Source organism: Phaeobacter sp. (genome assembly GCF_022825805.1).
GTDB lineage: Bacteria > Pseudomonadota > Alphaproteobacteria > Rhodobacterales > Rhodobacteraceae > Phaeobacter.
Window position 1 is genome coordinate 1 of record NZ_JAJDWC010000040.1, and the last position, 15,952, is coordinate 15,952.

13 protein-coding genes are annotated in these 15,952 nt (G+C 57.9%); 7 read left to right on the top strand and 6 right to left on the bottom strand.

What is annotated here, in order from left to right; all coding sequences use genetic code 11:
- Positions 1–314 precede the first annotated feature (314 nt).
- Positions 315–1,685, bottom strand: coding sequence for a class II 3-deoxy-7-phosphoheptulonate synthase (locus tag Q0C28_RS04285; RefSeq protein WP_293573416.1), 1,371 nt, complete (start codon positions 1,683–1,685; stop codon positions 315–317).
- Between the two features lie 178 nt (positions 1,686–1,863).
- On the opposite strand from Q0C28_RS04285, the gene Q0C28_RS04290 reads away from it, so the two are divergent.
- On the top strand, positions 1,864–2,862 hold the full coding sequence (locus Q0C28_RS04290; protein WP_293573417.1) for a GlxA family transcriptional regulator: 999 nt from the start codon (positions 1,864–1,866) through the stop codon (positions 2,860–2,862).
- Between the two features lie 104 nt (positions 2,863–2,966).
- Here Q0C28_RS04290 and Q0C28_RS04295 read toward each other — a convergent pair whose 3' ends face one another.
- Entirely contained in the window at positions 2,967–4,211 is a 1,245-nt protein-coding gene (locus Q0C28_RS04295; protein WP_366934223.1) for a PQQ-dependent sugar dehydrogenase, read from the bottom strand.
- A gap of 459 nt (positions 4,212–4,670) precedes the next feature.
- Between Q0C28_RS04295 and Q0C28_RS04300 the strand changes: the two genes are divergently transcribed.
- From Q0C28_RS04300 to Q0C28_RS04320, 5 genes are all read left to right on the top strand, one after another.
- Positions 4,671–5,864, top strand: coding sequence for an ABC transporter substrate-binding protein (locus Q0C28_RS04300; protein WP_293573418.1), 1,194 nt, complete (start codon positions 4,671–4,673; stop codon positions 5,862–5,864).
- Between the two features lie 100 nt (positions 5,865–5,964).
- The gene (locus Q0C28_RS04305; RefSeq protein WP_293573419.1) at positions 5,965–6,750 is read left to right on the top strand and encodes an ABC transporter ATP-binding protein; all 786 of its coding nucleotides are present in this window, start codon (positions 5,965–5,967) and stop codon (positions 6,748–6,750) included.
- Between the two features lie 87 nt (positions 6,751–6,837).
- A complete protein-coding gene (locus tag Q0C28_RS04310; RefSeq protein WP_293573420.1) occupies positions 6,838–7,551 on the top strand; it encodes an ABC transporter ATP-binding protein in 714 nt (237 codons plus the stop codon).
- Positions 7,552–7,554: 3 nt separating this feature from the next.
- A complete protein-coding gene (locus Q0C28_RS04315; protein ID WP_293573421.1) occupies positions 7,555–8,565 on the top strand; it encodes a branched-chain amino acid ABC transporter permease in 1,011 nt (336 codons plus the stop codon).
- A complete protein-coding gene (locus tag Q0C28_RS04320; RefSeq protein ID WP_293573422.1) occupies positions 8,562–9,884 on the top strand; it encodes a branched-chain amino acid ABC transporter permease in 1,323 nt (440 codons plus the stop codon). Before Q0C28_RS04315 ends, Q0C28_RS04320 begins: the two co-directional genes overlap by 4 nt.
- A gap of 68 nt (positions 9,885–9,952) precedes the next feature.
- Here Q0C28_RS04320 and Q0C28_RS04325 read toward each other — a convergent pair whose 3' ends face one another.
- Complete coding sequence (locus Q0C28_RS04325; protein WP_293573423.1) at positions 9,953–11,509, bottom strand: helicase HerA-like domain-containing protein; 1,557 nt, start codon at positions 11,507–11,509, stop codon at positions 9,953–9,955.
- Positions 11,510–12,364: 855 nt separating this feature from the next.
- On the opposite strand from Q0C28_RS04325, the gene Q0C28_RS04330 reads away from it, so the two are divergent.
- Entirely contained in the window at positions 12,365–13,009 is a 645-nt protein-coding gene (locus Q0C28_RS04330) for an invasion associated locus B family protein (RefSeq protein WP_293573424.1), read from the top strand.
- 84 nt (positions 13,010–13,093) lie between these two features.
- Here the strand turns inward: Q0C28_RS04330 and Q0C28_RS04335 are convergent, their stop codons facing one another.
- Genes Q0C28_RS04335 through lpxD form a run of 3 tightly spaced genes read right to left on the bottom strand, consistent with a single transcriptional unit; the run spans position 13,094 to position 15,732 of the window.
- A complete protein-coding gene (locus Q0C28_RS04335) occupies positions 13,094–14,302 on the bottom strand; it encodes a beta-ketoacyl synthase (protein ID WP_293573425.1) in 1,209 nt (402 codons plus the stop codon).
- A gap of 44 nt (positions 14,303–14,346) precedes the next feature.
- Positions 14,347–14,601: an acyl carrier protein gene (locus tag Q0C28_RS04340; protein WP_293573426.1), complete on the bottom strand. Its 255-nt coding sequence runs from the start codon at positions 14,599–14,601 to the stop codon at positions 14,347–14,349.
- A 48-nt stretch (positions 14,602–14,649) separates the two neighbouring features.
- Positions 14,650–15,732 (bottom strand): UDP-3-O-(3-hydroxymyristoyl)glucosamine N-acyltransferase, encoded by a 1,083-nt coding sequence (gene lpxD, locus Q0C28_RS04345; protein WP_293573427.1) that lies wholly within the window; start codon positions 15,730–15,732, stop codon positions 14,650–14,652.
- Positions 15,733–15,952: the final 220 nt, after the last annotated feature.

The window sequence follows — 15,952 nt, forward strand, 5'->3', positions numbered from 1 at the left end:
GCAAGACTGCCTTGATGAACTCCCACTCCAGATCGCTCATGTCCGAACGCGCCATTTTCACACCCCAGCATGTTGTTTTGCTGGAAATGAAGCACAAGCCAATACGAATGATAAGGAATTTATAGGTGTGCTGCCTAGAAATCTGATTCCGTAGGCATCACGCGTTTGACCCAATCACAAGGGGGCAACCAGGCCAAGATGTGCACAGTCTGCTCACCAACTCGCTCAGCAGCTGGGATCAAGATGAAATTGAAAAGGCCCCCGCGCGTAACGCAGGGGCCTGTTTTTTCAGCCGCTATGCAGCCTGGGCGCGGTTACACCGCGGCGCGTGTTGCGGTGCGATCGCGCAGTTGCGAAATCTCTTCCGCCACCAGGAACGCAAGTTCGAGCGATTGGCTCGCGTTCAGGCGCGGGTCACAGGCGGTGTGATAGCGATCGCTGAGATCTTCATCAGTCACCGCACGCACGCCGCCGGTACATTCGGTCACGTCCTGGCCGGTCATCTCGAAATGGACGCCACCCGGGATGGTGCCTTCTGCTTCGTGGACACCAAAGAAATCGCGCACTTCGCGCAGAACGCTTTCGAATGGGCGGGTCTTGTAACCGGTTGCGGATTTGATGGTGTTGCCGTGCATCGGATCGCAGACCCAAGTGACGTTTGCACCAACCTCTTTCACCGCTTGCACCAGACGGGGCAGATGCTCGCCCGCTTTGCCAGCACCAAATCGTGCGATCAGGGTCAGCTTGCCCTCTTCGTTTTCGGGGTTCAGCTTTTCCGTCAGCACTTTGAGATCTTCGGCGGTGGTCGTCGGACCACATTTCAGCCCGATCGGGTTTTGCACACCGCTTAGGAATTCGACATGCGCACCGTCAGGCTGACGGGTGCGATCGCCGATCCACAGCATATGTCCCGACCCGGCAAGCCATTTGCCAGAGGTGCTGTCCAGACGCGTCAGCGCCTCTTCGTATTCCAGAAGCAGACCCTCGTGGCTGGTGTAGAACTCCACCGATTGCAGCGTGTGGGCCGTGTCATTGTTGATGCCAGCAGCCTTCATAAAATCAAGCGTATCGGAAATCCGATTCGCCATCTCTCTGTAGCGTTCCGCTTTCTCGCCCTCGGCAAAGCCAAGTGTCCAGGCGTGGACTTGGTTCACATCGGCATAACCGCCGGTCGAGAATGCACGAAGCAAGTTCACGGTGGCGGCCGCCTGGGTGTAGGCCTGCAACATCCGTTTTGGATCCGGAACGCGCGACGCCTCGGTGAAGGCCAGATCATTGATGATGTCACCACGGTAGCTCGGCAGTTCCACACCGTTCACGGTTTCGGTGGGTGCGCTGCGCGGCTTCGCGAATTGCCCAGCCATGCGGCCAACCTTGATCACAGGGACTTTGGCCGCATAGGTCAGAACCATCGCCATCTGCAGCATCACCTTAAAGGTGTCACGGATGGCATCAGCGCTGAACTGATCGAAGCTCTCGGCGCAGTCACCACCTTGCAGCAAGAACGCCTCGCCACGGCCGGCAGCACCCAGGTGTTGTTTAAGACGGCGGGCTTCGCCTGCAAAGACCAACGGCGGATACTTTGACAGCTGAGCCTCTACCGCCGACAGCGCATTGGCGTCGGTATAGTCTGGCATCTGTACCCGCGGTTTCTGGCGCCAGGTCGATTTTTGCCACTCACTCATAGCTGTTTCTCCGAATGAAATCTTGTAATGTGGGCGCTACCTATACGAAATCCCGCTTCCGCTGACCAGTTTAGATTTGCAAACTCTTGACGCGGCCGCAAAGCTATGAACACGATCCCTGACTTTCGCTCTCTCCTTGCAGTGCGAAAGACCAACGAAAACGACAAGGACGCTGGCCATGCGATCACCAAGCACGCCAACACATACCAAAGGGTCACAGCCGCAAACACGCCGCTTTGCCTTTGTTTTATTGGACAGTTTTTCGATGTTGTCGTTCGCATCCGCGGTGGAATGCCTGCGCATCGCCAACCGGATGTTGGGGCGCGAGGCCTACAGCTGGACGTTGCTCAGCAAAGGGGGCACCACAGTCAGCTGTTCGGCGGGCACATCGTTCCAGGTGGATGAGGATCTGATCGAACTGCAGCGGGACGACACGATTTTGGTCTGTGCCGGGATTTCGGTGCAGGATGCCACGACCAAGAAGCTGTTGTCCTGGCTGCGCCGCGAAGCGCGCAAAGGTCTCGTGGTGGGTGGGCTTTGTACGGCGTCCTATGCGCTGGCACGCGCCGGGCTTTTGGACGGTAAACGCGCTACGATCCATTGGGAAAACGCTGACAGTTTCAGTGAAGAATTCATTGAAGTCGAGCTGACCAAATCCGTCTTTGTGATCGACGGCAACCGCATGTCGACCGCTGGCGGGACCTCATCGATTGATTTGATGCTGAAACTTGTGGCCAGTGATTATGGCGAAGATCTCGCCAATTCGGTTGCGGATCAGCTGATCTATTCTTCTATCCGCACCGACCAGGACACCCAACGTCTGTCGATCCCGACCCGGATTGGCGTGCGCCACCCAAAACTGTCGATGGTGATCCAAATGATGGAAGCCAACATCGAAGAGCCGATCAGCCCATCGGTTTTGGCGCAGAATGTCGGCATGTCGACCCGTCAGTTGGAGCGTTTGTTTCGCCGGTATCTGAACCGCTCGCCAAAGCGGTATTACATGGAACTGCGGCTTCAGAAGGCGCGCAACCTGTTGATGCAAACGGATATGAGCGTGATCAACGTCGCCCTAGCCTGTGGTTTTGCCTCGCCTTCGCATTTTTCCAAATGCTACCGGGCGCATTACAACACCACCCCCTACCGCGAACGCGGGACCAAAGGGGCGCCGGCCTGACGGCGCTGCCTTCGTTTTGAACAAGGATTTGGCAGGGATGTGCATCGCCGCCCTGCCAGATCATGCCAGCTCCAGTTCATGCCGGCCTCAGGCACGGAAATCCGTCAACGGGATAAGCGATAAATCGCACCATCTCCTTGTGATGCGAACCAGATGCTGCCATCCGGCGCCTCGCGCACATCGCGGATCCGACCGGTTTCCACGCTCTTGAGCTGTTCGACTTCGGTCAGGGATTGCCCAGATGCTCCGCCCCCTCCGGCGGTTTCCGACAGGCGCGCGATATAGTTGAACTTGAGCGAGCCGACGAAAACATCGCCCTCCCACTCCGGCCACATCTTGCCGGAATATACCATCAGGTTCGACGGCGCCATGGAGGGGTCCCAGTAATAGGCGGGCTGTTCCATGCCGTCGCGCTCCGTGCCCTCGCCGATTTTCAACCCGGAATAATGCCGTCCGTAAGCAATGATTGGCCAGCCATAGTTGGCACCTGGACGGATGTGATTGACTTCATCGCCGCCACGCGCGCCATGTTCGACCGCCCAAAGCTGACCGTCCGGAGAAAAGCCGAGCCCCTGCGGATTGCGATGACCGAACGACCAGATTTCCGGCAAGGCATCTTGTCGGCTCACAAACGGATTGTCATTTGGAACGCGCCCATCGGGGTGAATGCGCAAAACGCTGCCATTGTGTGACGCCAACGACTGCGCGGATGGGCGATCACCCCGGTCACCGATGGTGAAGTAGATATACCCGTCTGGCCCTTCGGCCATGCGCGACCCGTAATGTCGACCCGTTGTGCTGGCGGGCGCTGCCACAAAGATATCGTCGAGGTTTACAAGGCGCGCGTTAGCCAGATCCAATTGCGCGCGTGCAATGGCGGTGGCGCTGCCCTGCCCGACCTTTTTCGCATAGCTGAGATAGACAAGATTGCTGCTGGCGAAATCCTCCGCGACCAGCACGTCCAGCAATCCACCCTGCCCGGCAGCCACCACGTCTGGGACGCCCCGAACAGATCTGGCCTGACCGTTTTGGACCAACAGCAGGTCGCCCTCTCGTTCGGTGACGACAATGCCGCCACCGGGCAGAAAGTCGAACCCCCAGGGCACATCCAACCCTGTGACCACGGGGGCAACCTGCAAATCGCCCTGGCTCGTGGCCATCGTCTGTGCAACCAGAGCGGACTGCCACGCGTAGGTCAGAAACACCGCGCTGGCTAGCAGTCCCGCTGAATTGTGGACGGGCCGCGCTCTTCTGCCTTTGGGCTCGTAGTCTGCAGCAGGGTACGAGCAACCGTTGTCACGATCCTCGGATGTCCGATCGCCCTGGACCTGTGTGTAAGAAATCAACATGACGGTTTTTCCTCCCTGAGTGCGACTGACGGTGCCCGACCTTGACTGTGCCAAACCCTAACTGTGCCAAACCCTGACTGTGCTCGGCTATGCCAGCCTGCCTGTATACCTGTGATGGCGCCCATCTGAACCCGCGGGTGCAAGCGTTACCGTGTAAAATAGGTGCTGAACTGCCCAACCCCAAATGCACCCGTGCATAAGGTCGATTTGATTGATTTCCTCTGGCACTCGACGGAAAATGAACTAGCACGATCTGGGGAAATGCTGCGCAGAATTATCACCAATTGAAAATTGCGACAGGCGTCGCGGCAGAAGCGGCGCGGGTCACAATCGTGCGGAAAAAACCAGCAAAAATGGCAAAAAACCTACGGTCAGCGGGCACAGTTGCTCTTTCCTTTCTTGGTCGGCTTGCCTAGGGTCGCCGTCGAACATTGTGTTCCAACACTGGGAGTTCATAAAATGAAAAAACTGATGATGGCGACAGCCGCCGCCGCTCTGACAGCTGGCACTGCATTTGCAGGTGGCCACGCAAAAGAAGTCAAACTGGGCATCCTTCTGGGCTTCACCGGTCCGATTGAATCCCTGACACCCCACATGGCAGGTGGCGCCGAGATGGCCGCCGCAGAAGTCAGCGCATCCGGCAAGCTGCTGGACGGTGCCAAAGTTGTCACCATGCGCGCAGATTCTGCCTGCATCGACAACGGCATTGCCACCGCGAGCGCGGAAAAGCTGCTGTCTGATGGTGCAAACGGCATCATGGGGTCTGACTGCTCCGGCGTGACCGGCGCGGTGCTGCAGAACGTTGCTGTGCCAAATGGCATGGTTATGGTGTCGCCCTCGGCGTCGTCCCCAGGCCTGTCCACCATGGAAGACAACGGTCTGTTCTTCCGCACCACGCCGTCTGATGCCCGTCAGGGTCAGATCATGGCAGAGGTGCTGAAAGACCGTGGCGTGAACTCCATCGCGCTGACCTACACCAACAACGACTACGGCAAAGGCCTGTCCGACGCCATCAAGACATCGTTCGAAGCCATCGGTGGTGAAGTGACCATCGTCGCAGCGCACGAAGACGGCAAAGGCGACTACTCCGCTGAAGTTGGCGCGCTGGCGTCTGCCGGCGGCGACGTGCTGGTTGTTGCCGGTTACCTCGACCAGGGTGGTCTGGGTGTGATCCAGGGCGCATTGGACACAGGCGCGTTTGACACCTTTGGTCTGCCAGATGGCATGGTGGGCGACTCCTTGCCAAAGAACGTGGGTCCAGATCTAGATGGTTCCTTCGGTCAGATCGCGGGCTCCCAGAGCCAGGGCGCTGAAATCTTTGCCGAAATGACCAAAGGCGCTGACTTCGACGGCACCTCCGCTTATGTGGGCGAATCCTACGATGCGGCGGCTCTGATCCTGCTGGCAATGCAGGCTGCGGGCTCTGTTGCACCTGCGGATTACGCCAGCAAAATCCTGGACGTGGCAAACGGCCCAGGTGAGCAGATCAACCCAGGCGAACTGGGCAAAGCACTTGAGATCCTGGCCGCTGGCGGGGAGATCGACTATCAGGGTGCGACTGGCGTTGAGCTGATCGGCCCAGGTGAGAGCGCGGGCTCCTACCGTGAAATCGAAATCAAGGACGGCGCTGTTTCCACTGTGAAGTACCGCTGATCGTCTGATTTCATTCAGATGTTAACGTGTGACCAGCCCGGGGTGTCCCCGGGCTGTTCCAAATTCAAAGGCCGTGAAAAACGGCAGGGGATGAAATGACATGATCGTCGTCGAGGACTTGCATAAGCACTTCGGCGGATTCCACGCGGTTGATGGCGCATCGCTGGAAATCGCAAAGGGTTCCATAACCGGTTTGATCGGGCCAAACGGGGCCGGAAAAACCACTCTTTTCAACGTAATCGCTGGCGTGCTGCAGCCCACATCCGGTCGGGTGACCATGGATGGTGAGGATATCACCGGGCTGCCGCCGCATGAGCTGTTCCACAAGGGGCTTTTGCGCACGTTTCAAATCGCGCATGAGTTCTCCACCATGAGCTGCCGTGAAAACCTGATGATGGTGCCCGGCAATCAAGCGGGCGAGAGCCTCTGGAACACGTGGTTTGGCCGCAAGCGCATCGCCGATGAAGAACGGGCCTTGCGGGCCAAAGCCGATGAGGTTCTGGAGTTCCTCACGATCAGCCATATCGCAGATCTGAAAGCTGGCGAAATCTCCGGTGGTCAGAAAAAGCTGCTGGAGCTGGGCCGCACCATGATGGTGGATGCCAAGATCGTGTTTCTGGATGAAGTGGGCGCCGGGGTGAACCGCACCCTGCTCTACACCATTGCTGATGCCATCAAGCGCTTGAACGAAGAACGCGGCTACACCTTTGTCGTGATCGAGCACGATATGGAGTTCATTGGTCGTCTGTGTGACCCGGTGATCTGTATGGCCGAGGGCAAAAAGCTTGCCGAAGGCACGCTTGATGAGATCAAAGCCAACGAGCAGGTCATCGAAGCCTATCTGGGCACGGGCCTGAAGAACAAAGACAAACTGGAGCAGGCATAATGGCAGGCCGCGTTGAATTTGGGGGCGCTGCCCCCGCCGCTCTGCGGCTCCCCCGGGATATTTCTGGCAAGAGGAAGGGGACAGACAATGGCTGAGCCGTTTCTGATTGGCGATCGCATGACCGGGGGGTACGGCAAGGGGCCGGATATCCTGCATGACTGCACCATCGCCGTGAACCCCGGTGAAATCGCTGTCATCGTCGGCCCAAACGGGGCGGGCAAATCGACCGCTATGAAAGCCGTGTTTGGCCTGTTGAATGTGCGCAGCGGTGCCGTGCGGCTGGATGGCGAGGATATCACCGCGCTGACGCCGCAAGACCGTGTTGCCAAGGGTATGGGATTTGTGCCGCAGACCCAGAATATCTTCACGTCCATGACGGTTGAAGAAAATCTGGAGATGGGCGGCTTTATCCGCACCGATGACATCCGCGATACGATGGAACAGGTTTATGACCTCTTTCCCATCCTGCGCGAAAAACGCAACCAGCCTGCGGGTGAATTGTCCGGTGGGCAGCGCCAGCAAGTGGCGGTTGGTCGTGCGTTGATGACCAAGCCCAAGGTTCTGATGCTTGATGAACCCACCGCCGGCGTATCGCCGATCGTGATGGATGAGCTGTTTGACCGGATCATCGAGGTGTCGCGCACCGGGCTGCCGATCCTGATGGTTGAACAAAACGCCAAGCAAGCGCTTGAGATCGCAGACAAAGGCTATGTCCTAGTGCAGGGGCGCAATGCCTACACCGGGACGGGGCAAGACCTGCTTGCAGATCCCGAAGTCCGCAAATCGTTCCTGGGGGGCTAAGCGATGGATATTCTGAACGCCCTTGTGGCATTTACGAACTTTGTCGGCGTGCCAGCCATCGCCTATGGCAGCCAGCTGGCGCTGGGTGCGCTGGGTGTGACGCTGGTTTATTCCGTGCTGCGGTTTTCCAACTTCGCCCATGGCGACACCATGGCTTTTGGCACGATGATCACCATTCTGGTGACGTGGTTGTTCCAATCCTGGGGCTTGTCAGCGGGCCCATTGCCCACGGCGCTGCTGGCCCTGCCCTTTGGTATTCTCGCCACCATGGCGCTGGCGCTGGTCACTGACCGGACGGTTTACCGGTTCTACCGCACGCAGAAAGCAAAGCCTGTGGTCTTTGTGATGGTGTCGCTTGGGGTGATGTTCATGATGAACGGTTTGGTCCGTTTCATAATCGGCCCCGGTGATCAGCGGTTTTCCGATGGTGAACGGTTCCTGATTTCTGCCCGCGAATTCAAGGCAATGACGGGATTGCGCGAAGGTTTGGCGATCAAGACGACCCAAGGCATCACCGTCATCACCGCCGTCATTGTTGTGGCTATCCTGTTCTGGTTCCTCAATAAAACCCGCACGGGCAAGTCCATGCGCGCCTATTCCGACAACGAAGATCTGGCGCTGCTGTCTGGCATCAACCCGGAGCGCGTGGTCATGTACACTTGGTTGATTGTTGCCACCTTGGCGACCATTGCCGGCGTGCTCTATGGTCTGGACAAGTCGTTCAAACCCTTCACCTATTTCCAGCTTTTGCTGCCGATCTTTGCGGCCGCCATCGTCGGCGGGCTGGGCAGCCCGGTGGGTGCCATCGCGGGTGGCTTCATCATCGCCTTCTCTGAGGTGACCGTCACCTACGCCTGGAAAAAGGTGCTCACATATATTGTGCCCGAGGCGCTGAAGCCCGAGGGGCTCGTGCAGTTGCTGAGCACGGATTACAAATTTGCCGTGTCCTTTACGATCCTGGTGATCGTGCTCCTGTTTAAGCCCACGGGCCTGTTCAAAGGAAAAGCAGTATGAGCGATTCAGTCAAAACCTCGCTTCTGTTTCTGTTTGTCGGTGTACTGATCCTGCTGGAAGGCACCACCAATGTTCTGTTCTTCTCCGGCTCCTGGAACTCTGCCCTGGTCATTTTGAACATGGGTCTGGTCTCTGCCATCATGGCGCTTGGGGTGAACCTGCAATGGGGCTTTGCCGGTCTGTTCAATGTCGGCATCATGGGCTTTGTGGCCCTCGGCGGCCTCGCCGTGGTGTTGGTGTCCAGTGCGCCGACGCCTGGCGCCTGGACCCAGGGTGGTGTCGGTATCATCATGGCGCTGGCGATGGGGGCGATGTCCCTGATTGCAGCGATCGCCATCTGGCGTCTGCTGGAGCCGGGCAAACTGCGCACGGTGGCTATGGTGGCCGTGCTTGGTGTCGGGTTTTTCATATACCGCGCGATCTTTGATCCATCTGTCGCGGGTGTCGAAGCGATTGATCCCGCGCTTGCGGGCAACCTGGGTGGGCTCGGATTGCCGGTTCTGCTGGCATGGCCTGCGGGTGGTCTGCTGGCCGCCGGTGCAGCCTGGCTGATCGGCAAAACCGCGCTTGGCCTGCGGTCCGATTATCTGGCGATCGCGACACTTGGTATTGCCGAGATCATCATTGCGGTGATGAAGAACGAGGACTGGCTGTCGCGCGGCGTGAAGAACGTGATCGGTCTGCCCCGTCCGATGCCCTATGAGGTGGATCTGCAAAATGATCCTGCCTTTGTTGAGCAAGCGGCGGGCTATGGTTTGGACCCCATTCTGGCATCCACCCTCTATGTGAAGCTTGGCTATTCGCTGATGTTCACTATCGTTCTGCTGGTGCTGCTGTGGATGGCGCAAATGGCATTGAAGAGCCCCTGGGGCCGGATGATGCGCGCGATCCGCGACAATGAAGTTGCAGCGGAAGCGATGGGCAAGAATGTCACCAAACGCCACCTGCAGATCTTCATCCTGGGATCGGCGATCTGCGGCATTGCGGGCGCGATGATGACCACTTTGGACAGTCAGCTGACGCCGGGCACATATAACCCGCTGCGCTTCACCTTCCTGATCTGGGTGATGGTGATCGTGGGGGGCTCTGGCAACAATTTCGGCTCCGTTCTGGGGGGACTGCTGATCTGGTTCCTCTGGATCAAGGTGGAGCCGATGGGCTTGTTGCTGCTGGAAACCGTGACCGCGGGTCTGGCAGATGGCAGCGCGTTGAAGTTGCATCTGCTGGAAAGCGCGTCCCATATGCGGCTGCTGACCATGGGGTTGATCCTGCTTCTGGTACTGCGCTTCAGCCCACGTGGGTTGCTGCCCGAAAAATAGGGCGAACCTGCCGCCTCATAGAAACGCCGCCGATATCCATTCGGCGGCGTTTTTCGTTTGGAGCCCGCTTAGCGGCCTTTGAACAGCCCGCCCAGGATGCCGCGCACGATACGCCGACCTGTGGCGCCTTTCAGCTCTTTGATCACAGCTTGGCTGATTGCAGAGCCAAAGCTCTCGCGGGGTTTGGAGCGAAGGGCGCTGGATCTGCTGACCCGGTTGCCGCTAAAGCGGCGGGCCGCGTTATACTCCCGCGCCATCGGTTCCGGGGCAGTTTCCGCAGCCTGTTGTGCGGCTTCTGCTGCGCTGGCTGCTTGGTTTGCACGGTCCAACAGGATTTCATAAGCCGAACGACGATCCAATGTGGTGTCGTATTTTCCGGCCATGTCAGATGCCTGCAGGATCGCAGCGCGCTCTTCTATGGTGATCGGGCCCAACTGGCTGCTGGGTGGTCGGATCAACGTCCGCTCGACGATGCCTGGCACGCCTTTTTTCTGCAGGGTCGAGGTTACAGCCTCTCCGACGCCGACCTCTCGGATCGCATCTTCGGTCGAAAAGCGCGGGTTATCGCGATAGGTTTCGGCTGCAAGGCGGAGGTTTTTCTGGTCACGCGCGGTAAAGGCGCGCAGCGCATGCTGGATCCGGTTGCCAAGCTGTCCCAAGATGTCTTCGGGCACATCCGCGGGGGATTGGGTGACGAAATAGACCCCCACACCTTTTGATCTGATCAGCCGTGCGACCTGCTCCACCTTATCAATCAGCGCTTTGGGGGCATCGTCGAACAACAAATGCGCCTCGTCAAAGAAGAAGACCAATTTTGGTTTTTCGGGGTCGCCCACTTCGGGCAGCTCTTCAAAGAGTTCAGACAACAGCCACAAAAGGAACGTTGCATAAAGACCCGGCGCAGCCATCAGTTTGTCCGCGGCCAGAATGTTCACCATCCCCCGTCCCGATGGATCGCAACGCATCATGTCGTGCAAATCGAGCGCGGGTTCACCAAACAGCTGCGCGCCGCCCTGATTTTCCAACACCAGCAACCGACGTTGAATGGCGCCAATCGATGCTGTCGACACAGTGCCATAGCGCAGCGACAGCGCGCTGCGATTCTCGCCGATCCAGACCAGAATGGCCTGCAGGTCCTTCAGGTCCAAGAGCGCGAGTCCCTCTTCGTCCGACAGTCTGAAAGCGATGTTCAAAATACCTTCCTGGGCCTCTGACAGTTCCAGTAGCCGGGCCAGCAGTAGCGGGCCCATTTCGGCAACCGTTGTGCGTACAGGATGACCTTGTTGACCATAAAGGTCCCAGAACGTGACCGGCACATCATGATAGCGATAGTCGGAAAACCCGATTTTCACGGCGCGAGACTGAAAAGCATCGTGTAGTTTTTGATCCGGACTACCGGATTTGGCGAGCCCGGAGAGGTCGCCTTTGACATCCGAGAGGATCACCGGAACACCCGCGTTGGAAAAGCTCTCGGCCAGGATCTGCAATGTCACGGTTTTGCCCGTGCCGGTCGCCCCGGCGACCAACCCATGCCGGTTGGCATATCGCAGCGAAAGAGACTGCGGGCTTTGGTAGCCATCGCCGCCGCCACCGATGAAAATCTGATCTGGCTTCTGCTCCGTCATATCAATTCCTACCTGTCGATTTGTGCCGCGTTTTTGGGCGTTCAAAGAAAGCTGCATTTAACAATACAAAATTAACCTCTTCGTGCGAGCGTGATGATTGTCGATGACCATCATGCGGTTGTGTCGTCGACAATTTCCTCCCTGTCAGACTGGCCGTGCCCCGTGCACGGCCTTTTTTTATCTAAAGGCGCAGATCGGACGGCCGCGGCGCGCCGAAACCGACATCCTGGGTCGTTTCCAATCTCTGCTTTGACCGATCTGCCGACAAAGAGATGATTCTTCGGGGACTTCTGGCGATTCTCGATTCGTGACGGGATTTTGCCTGCGACAATCTGTACAGATGGAGAAACGCAAACAATTTAAGCAACCCTTGGGCGAAGCCCGGTTCCTATCGCGCTGTATCTTCACAAAAATCAAAGGAAGGCCATTTTTTTTCCATTGCATGTTGACCCATGGCCGACCAATTCGTAACGTCCTTATCAATAACTAAGTCGGCCAGTCCGACGGGGAGAGACAAACGAAAAAGGGGACAGTTTTGTTCCCTTTTTTGTTGTCTTTAGATCAGGCTTTAGTGTGTTGATCTGGCGGGCCTTGTAGTTGCTATCTGTGCCAGCGAAATGCGGGGACACGCGTTCAGTGGCATGATCTTGAGCCACGTCATCCACCCGATATATTTGCTCTATTTTCGCCCGAACAGCTTGCGCATACGCCGACGCATCGTGGAACCCGCGAGAGAATGACTTGAATTGCGATCAATTCCCCGCCACCTGAGTGTTAATAGACGGTTATTGGACTGACAGCGCGCAACCTGCGTGTTACATCCAAAGCCGTGAACCAAGGATAAATGAGGCAATCATGATGAAGTCCCTGACCCCGATGACCCTGGCAGCGCTAATGGCCCTGCCCCTGCCGCTCCTTGCGCAGGACAGCTCTGGTGCGGTCGCGACAGAAGAGAGCCAGCCCGCCGCAGACGCCAACGCATCCCAGCCCCCAAAGGCCGATGATGTGTTGGATCTGGGCCAGCCCGTTGATCAAGGCCCACAGCTGGGCCAGCGTTACTCCAAAGAACAACACGGCGATTGGGATCTGGCCTGCGTGAAAACCGAAGGGGACACCGATCCCTGCTCGCTTTTGCAGATTATGACGGATGAGGCCGGCAGCCCGATGGCGGAATTTTCGCTGTTCCGGATCGACCAGGAAGGCAGCCAGGCTGTTGCGGGTGCGACCGTGATCGTCCCACTGGAAACCTTGCTGCCTGCGGCACTGACCATCGCCATCGATGGGGCGCCCGCGAAGCGCTACAACTATTCTTTCTGCAACCCCATGGGCTGCGTTGCGCAGATCGGCCTGACGCAGGGCGACATCGATGCGATGAAGAAGGGCAATGTTGCCAAGCTGAGCCTGCGGCCCGCGCCTGCACCTGACCAGGTGATTACGATGGATCTGTCGCTGTCGGGCTTCACCGCTGGGTTCAACGTAGTGGATGTTGTTCAGCAATAACCTCCAATCACACTTCTACATTCAAAACAAACGCCGCTTCATCTGCTGGAGCGGCGTTTTCTGTGCGGTCTTGTTTGATGCGTGTTACAGCCGTGCGAGCGCCAAAACTGCGTTCAGCCCACCAAAGGCAAAGGCGTTTGACAGCGCGACATCAATATCAGCGCGCCGCGCCTGATTGGGGACCACATCCAGCGCGCATTCGGGATCTGGCCGGTCATAGCCGATGGTTGGCGCGATCACGCCATCTCGTAGCGCCATAACACAGGCCAACAGCTCGATTGCGCCGGTCCCACCAATCACGTGGCCATGCATGGATTTGGTCGACGACACCATCAATTTGGTCGCTTGATCACCAAACACGTCGTGGATCGCGGCACATTCGGTTTTGTCGTTGGCAGCCGTGCCGGTGCCATGGGCGTTGATGTAACCGACGTCTTCAGGGTTGATACCACCATCGGCCAAGGCGCCCGCCATGGCGCGTGCGGCACCATCCTGGCTGGGCATCACCACATCCGCGGCGTCGGAGGTCATGGCGAACCCACGGATTTCACACAGGATATCGGCACCGCGGGCTTTCGCGTGGTCCAAATCCTCAAACACGAAGATTGCAGCGCCTTCGCCTTGGACCATGCCGTTGCGCGTTGCGCTAAAAGGGCGACAGCCGTCAGGCGACATCACGCGCAGCCCTTCCCAGGCTTTGACACCGCCAAAACACAGCATTGATTCCGATCCGCCCGATATCATGACTGGCGCCAATCCGGCCCGAACCATCTGAAACGCCTGCGCCATCGCATGATTGGATGACGCACATGCAGTGGATACAGTGAAACTGGGCCCCTTTATGCCGAATTGCATCGAAATATGGCTGGCGGCGGCATTGTTCATAAGCCTGGGCACAACGAACGGATGGACCCGGTTTTTGCCATCCTCATAGACCGTTCGGTAGCTGTCATCCCAGGTGGAAACCCCGCCGCCTGCGGTTCCAAGAATAACGCCCGCACGCTCTGCGAGATGGCCCTGCAGATCGAGGCCCGATTGATCAATAGCTTCCTGTGCGGCGCCAAGTGCAAATTGAGTGAACGGGTCATAAAGGCTGAGTTGCTGGCGCGTAAACCGGCCCGCCGCGTCGAAATTCTGGACTTGTGCCCCGATTTTGATCGCCAGACGGTCGGCATCGCGAAACATCAGCGGACCAATGCCGCATCGCCCCTCTGCCAGAGCAGCAAAAGTGTCCGGCACGGTATGGCCCAAGGCATTGATGGTCCCCATGCCGGTGATCACAACACGTTTCATGCCATTTTCTTTCTTATTGGCCCAACCCCGTCGCGCTGCGGAGGTCAGCGCGCGGCGATCAGCTTTTCGATCCCAGCGACAATTGCAGCCACATCAGAGATGTCAAAATCGCTTTTGTCAGGTTCGTTGGCATTGAACGGGATAGTGATGTCAAAGGCCTCTTCGATGGCAAAAATGCTCTCAACCAGGCCGAGGCTGTCGATGCCCAGATCCTCCAATGTGCTGTCTAATGTAACCTCAGCAGGATCCAGCACCGCTTGTTCGGCGATAATGGCAATCACCTGGTCTTTGATTTGCATTCCGTCTTCCGAAGTCCCTGCTGTTGCGGACATGAGTTCACCTGGCGTTTATTTGAACACAGCTTTCTTCAGCGCGTCGATGTCGCGCATCAGACGTCCCAGACGTCTCTGCGCCTTATACATCTCGGTATGTGTCTCCATTTTGACAGCCGGATATCCCATCATCACACGGCCTGCCGGCACGTTGGACAGGATCTTGGTGCCACCGCCAGCAATTGCGCCATCGCCGATGAACAGATTGTCGGCAACACCGGTTTGACCGCCCAGAACGACATTGTTGCCAATCTCCACAGAGCCGGAGATCCCAGTCTGGCCGCACAGCAGGCAATCGCGACCAACCCGGGTGTTGTGGCCAACGTGAACCAGATTGTCCAACTTGCTGCCCGCTCCGATCACCGTGTTGCGAATGGTGCCGTTGTCGATGGTCACATTCATACCCAGTTCGACATCATCGCCGATTTCGACGGCACCCAGTGAATGGATCCGCAGCCAGCTCTGCGCCTTGCTGTCACCCTGATCGCCCAGGGTCTTGCGCGCATTTTCAACGCCCGAGACTTCTGGTGTGACATATGAAAAGCCATCGCCCGCGACCCGTGCGCCGGGTTGTGCACGGAAACGATCACCAATGGTGGCGCGGGCGCCGATGCTGACGGCTTCGCGCAGCATGGCCTGCTCTCCGATGATTGCATCTGCTCCGATGTAGCACTGCGGCCCAATCACAGAGCCCGCGCCAATCTGCGCGCCACGCGCGACGACTGCCATTGGCCCGATTGTGACGTCTGCGCCAATCTGCGCCTCCGGGTGGACAACCGCGCTTGGGTGAATACCCGCACCGAAATCCTCAAACCCCTGACCGGGATCAAGCATCTGGGTTACACCACCCATCGCCAGCCGGGGGCGCGGCGCAAAAATCGCCGCTTTCAGCCCCATCGCCTGCCAGTCGGCACCTTCCCAGACCAGAGCCACCTGTGCGCTGCCCGCGCTCAGCTGTTCGGCATATTTGGGCGACATGGCCATCGCAAGATCGGTGACGCCTGCGTCCTGCGGCTCCGCCGCCCGCGCAATCTCTAGGGACAGATCCCCTTCCGCAACCGCATCAATAGCGGCAGCGATCTGCTGCACTGTGAACATGGTCGGGCCCTTCCGGTTAATTGCCTTTGGGCCAGAGGATTACCCTTGTACGCCCGGCAATGCCACCCCTGCCCGTTCCAGATGTCGCTAACAAGCGATATGTCCGGTGTAGGTAACATGCGATCTGTCCGGTTTTATCATGTCTCCGAAAGGAGGCGTTATGAAGCGGACAGAAGTGTTACAGGAAGTTCGACTTATGAAGTTCGAAGACGTGTATTCG

What these genes read in the sequence shown, in the direction of transcription:
- Q0C28_RS04310 (WP_293573420.1), top strand. Translation starts at nt 6,838, where the DNA reads ATGGCTGAGCCGTTTCTGATTGGCGATCGCATGACCGGGGGGTACGGC.
- Q0C28_RS04340 (WP_293573426.1), bottom strand. Translation starts at nt 14,601, where the DNA reads ATGCAAATCAAAGACCAGGTGATTGCCATTATCGCCGAACAAGCGGTG.
- Q0C28_RS04290 (WP_293573417.1), top strand. Translation starts at nt 1,864, where the DNA reads ATGCGATCACCAAGCACGCCAACACATACCAAAGGGTCACAGCCGCAA.
- Q0C28_RS04315 (WP_293573421.1), top strand. Translation starts at nt 7,555, where the DNA reads ATGGATATTCTGAACGCCCTTGTGGCATTTACGAACTTTGTCGGCGTG.
- Q0C28_RS04335 (WP_293573425.1), bottom strand. Translation starts at nt 14,302, where the DNA reads ATGAAACGTGTTGTGATCACCGGCATGGGGACCATCAATGCCTTGGGC.
- Q0C28_RS04285 (WP_293573416.1), bottom strand. Translation starts at nt 1,685, where the DNA reads ATGAGTGAGTGGCAAAAATCGACCTGGCGCCAGAAACCGCGGGTACAG.
- Q0C28_RS04295 (WP_366934223.1), bottom strand. Translation starts at nt 4,211, where the DNA reads ATGTTGATTTCTTACACACAGGTCCAGGGCGATCGGACATCCGAGGAT.
- Q0C28_RS04320 (WP_293573422.1), top strand. Translation starts at nt 8,562, where the DNA reads ATGAGCGATTCAGTCAAAACCTCGCTTCTGTTTCTGTTTGTCGGTGTA.
- Q0C28_RS04330 (WP_293573424.1), top strand. Translation starts at nt 12,365, where the DNA reads ATGATGAAGTCCCTGACCCCGATGACCCTGGCAGCGCTAATGGCCCTG.
- Q0C28_RS04305 (WP_293573419.1), top strand. Translation starts at nt 5,965, where the DNA reads ATGATCGTCGTCGAGGACTTGCATAAGCACTTCGGCGGATTCCACGCG.
- Q0C28_RS04300 (WP_293573418.1), top strand. Translation starts at nt 4,671, where the DNA reads ATGAAAAAACTGATGATGGCGACAGCCGCCGCCGCTCTGACAGCTGGC.
- lpxD (WP_293573427.1), bottom strand. Translation starts at nt 15,732, where the DNA reads ATGTTCACAGTGCAGCAGATCGCTGCCGCTATTGATGCGGTTGCGGAA.
- Q0C28_RS04325 (WP_293573423.1), bottom strand. Translation starts at nt 11,509, where the DNA reads ATGACGGAGCAGAAGCCAGATCAGATTTTCATCGGTGGCGGCGGCGAT.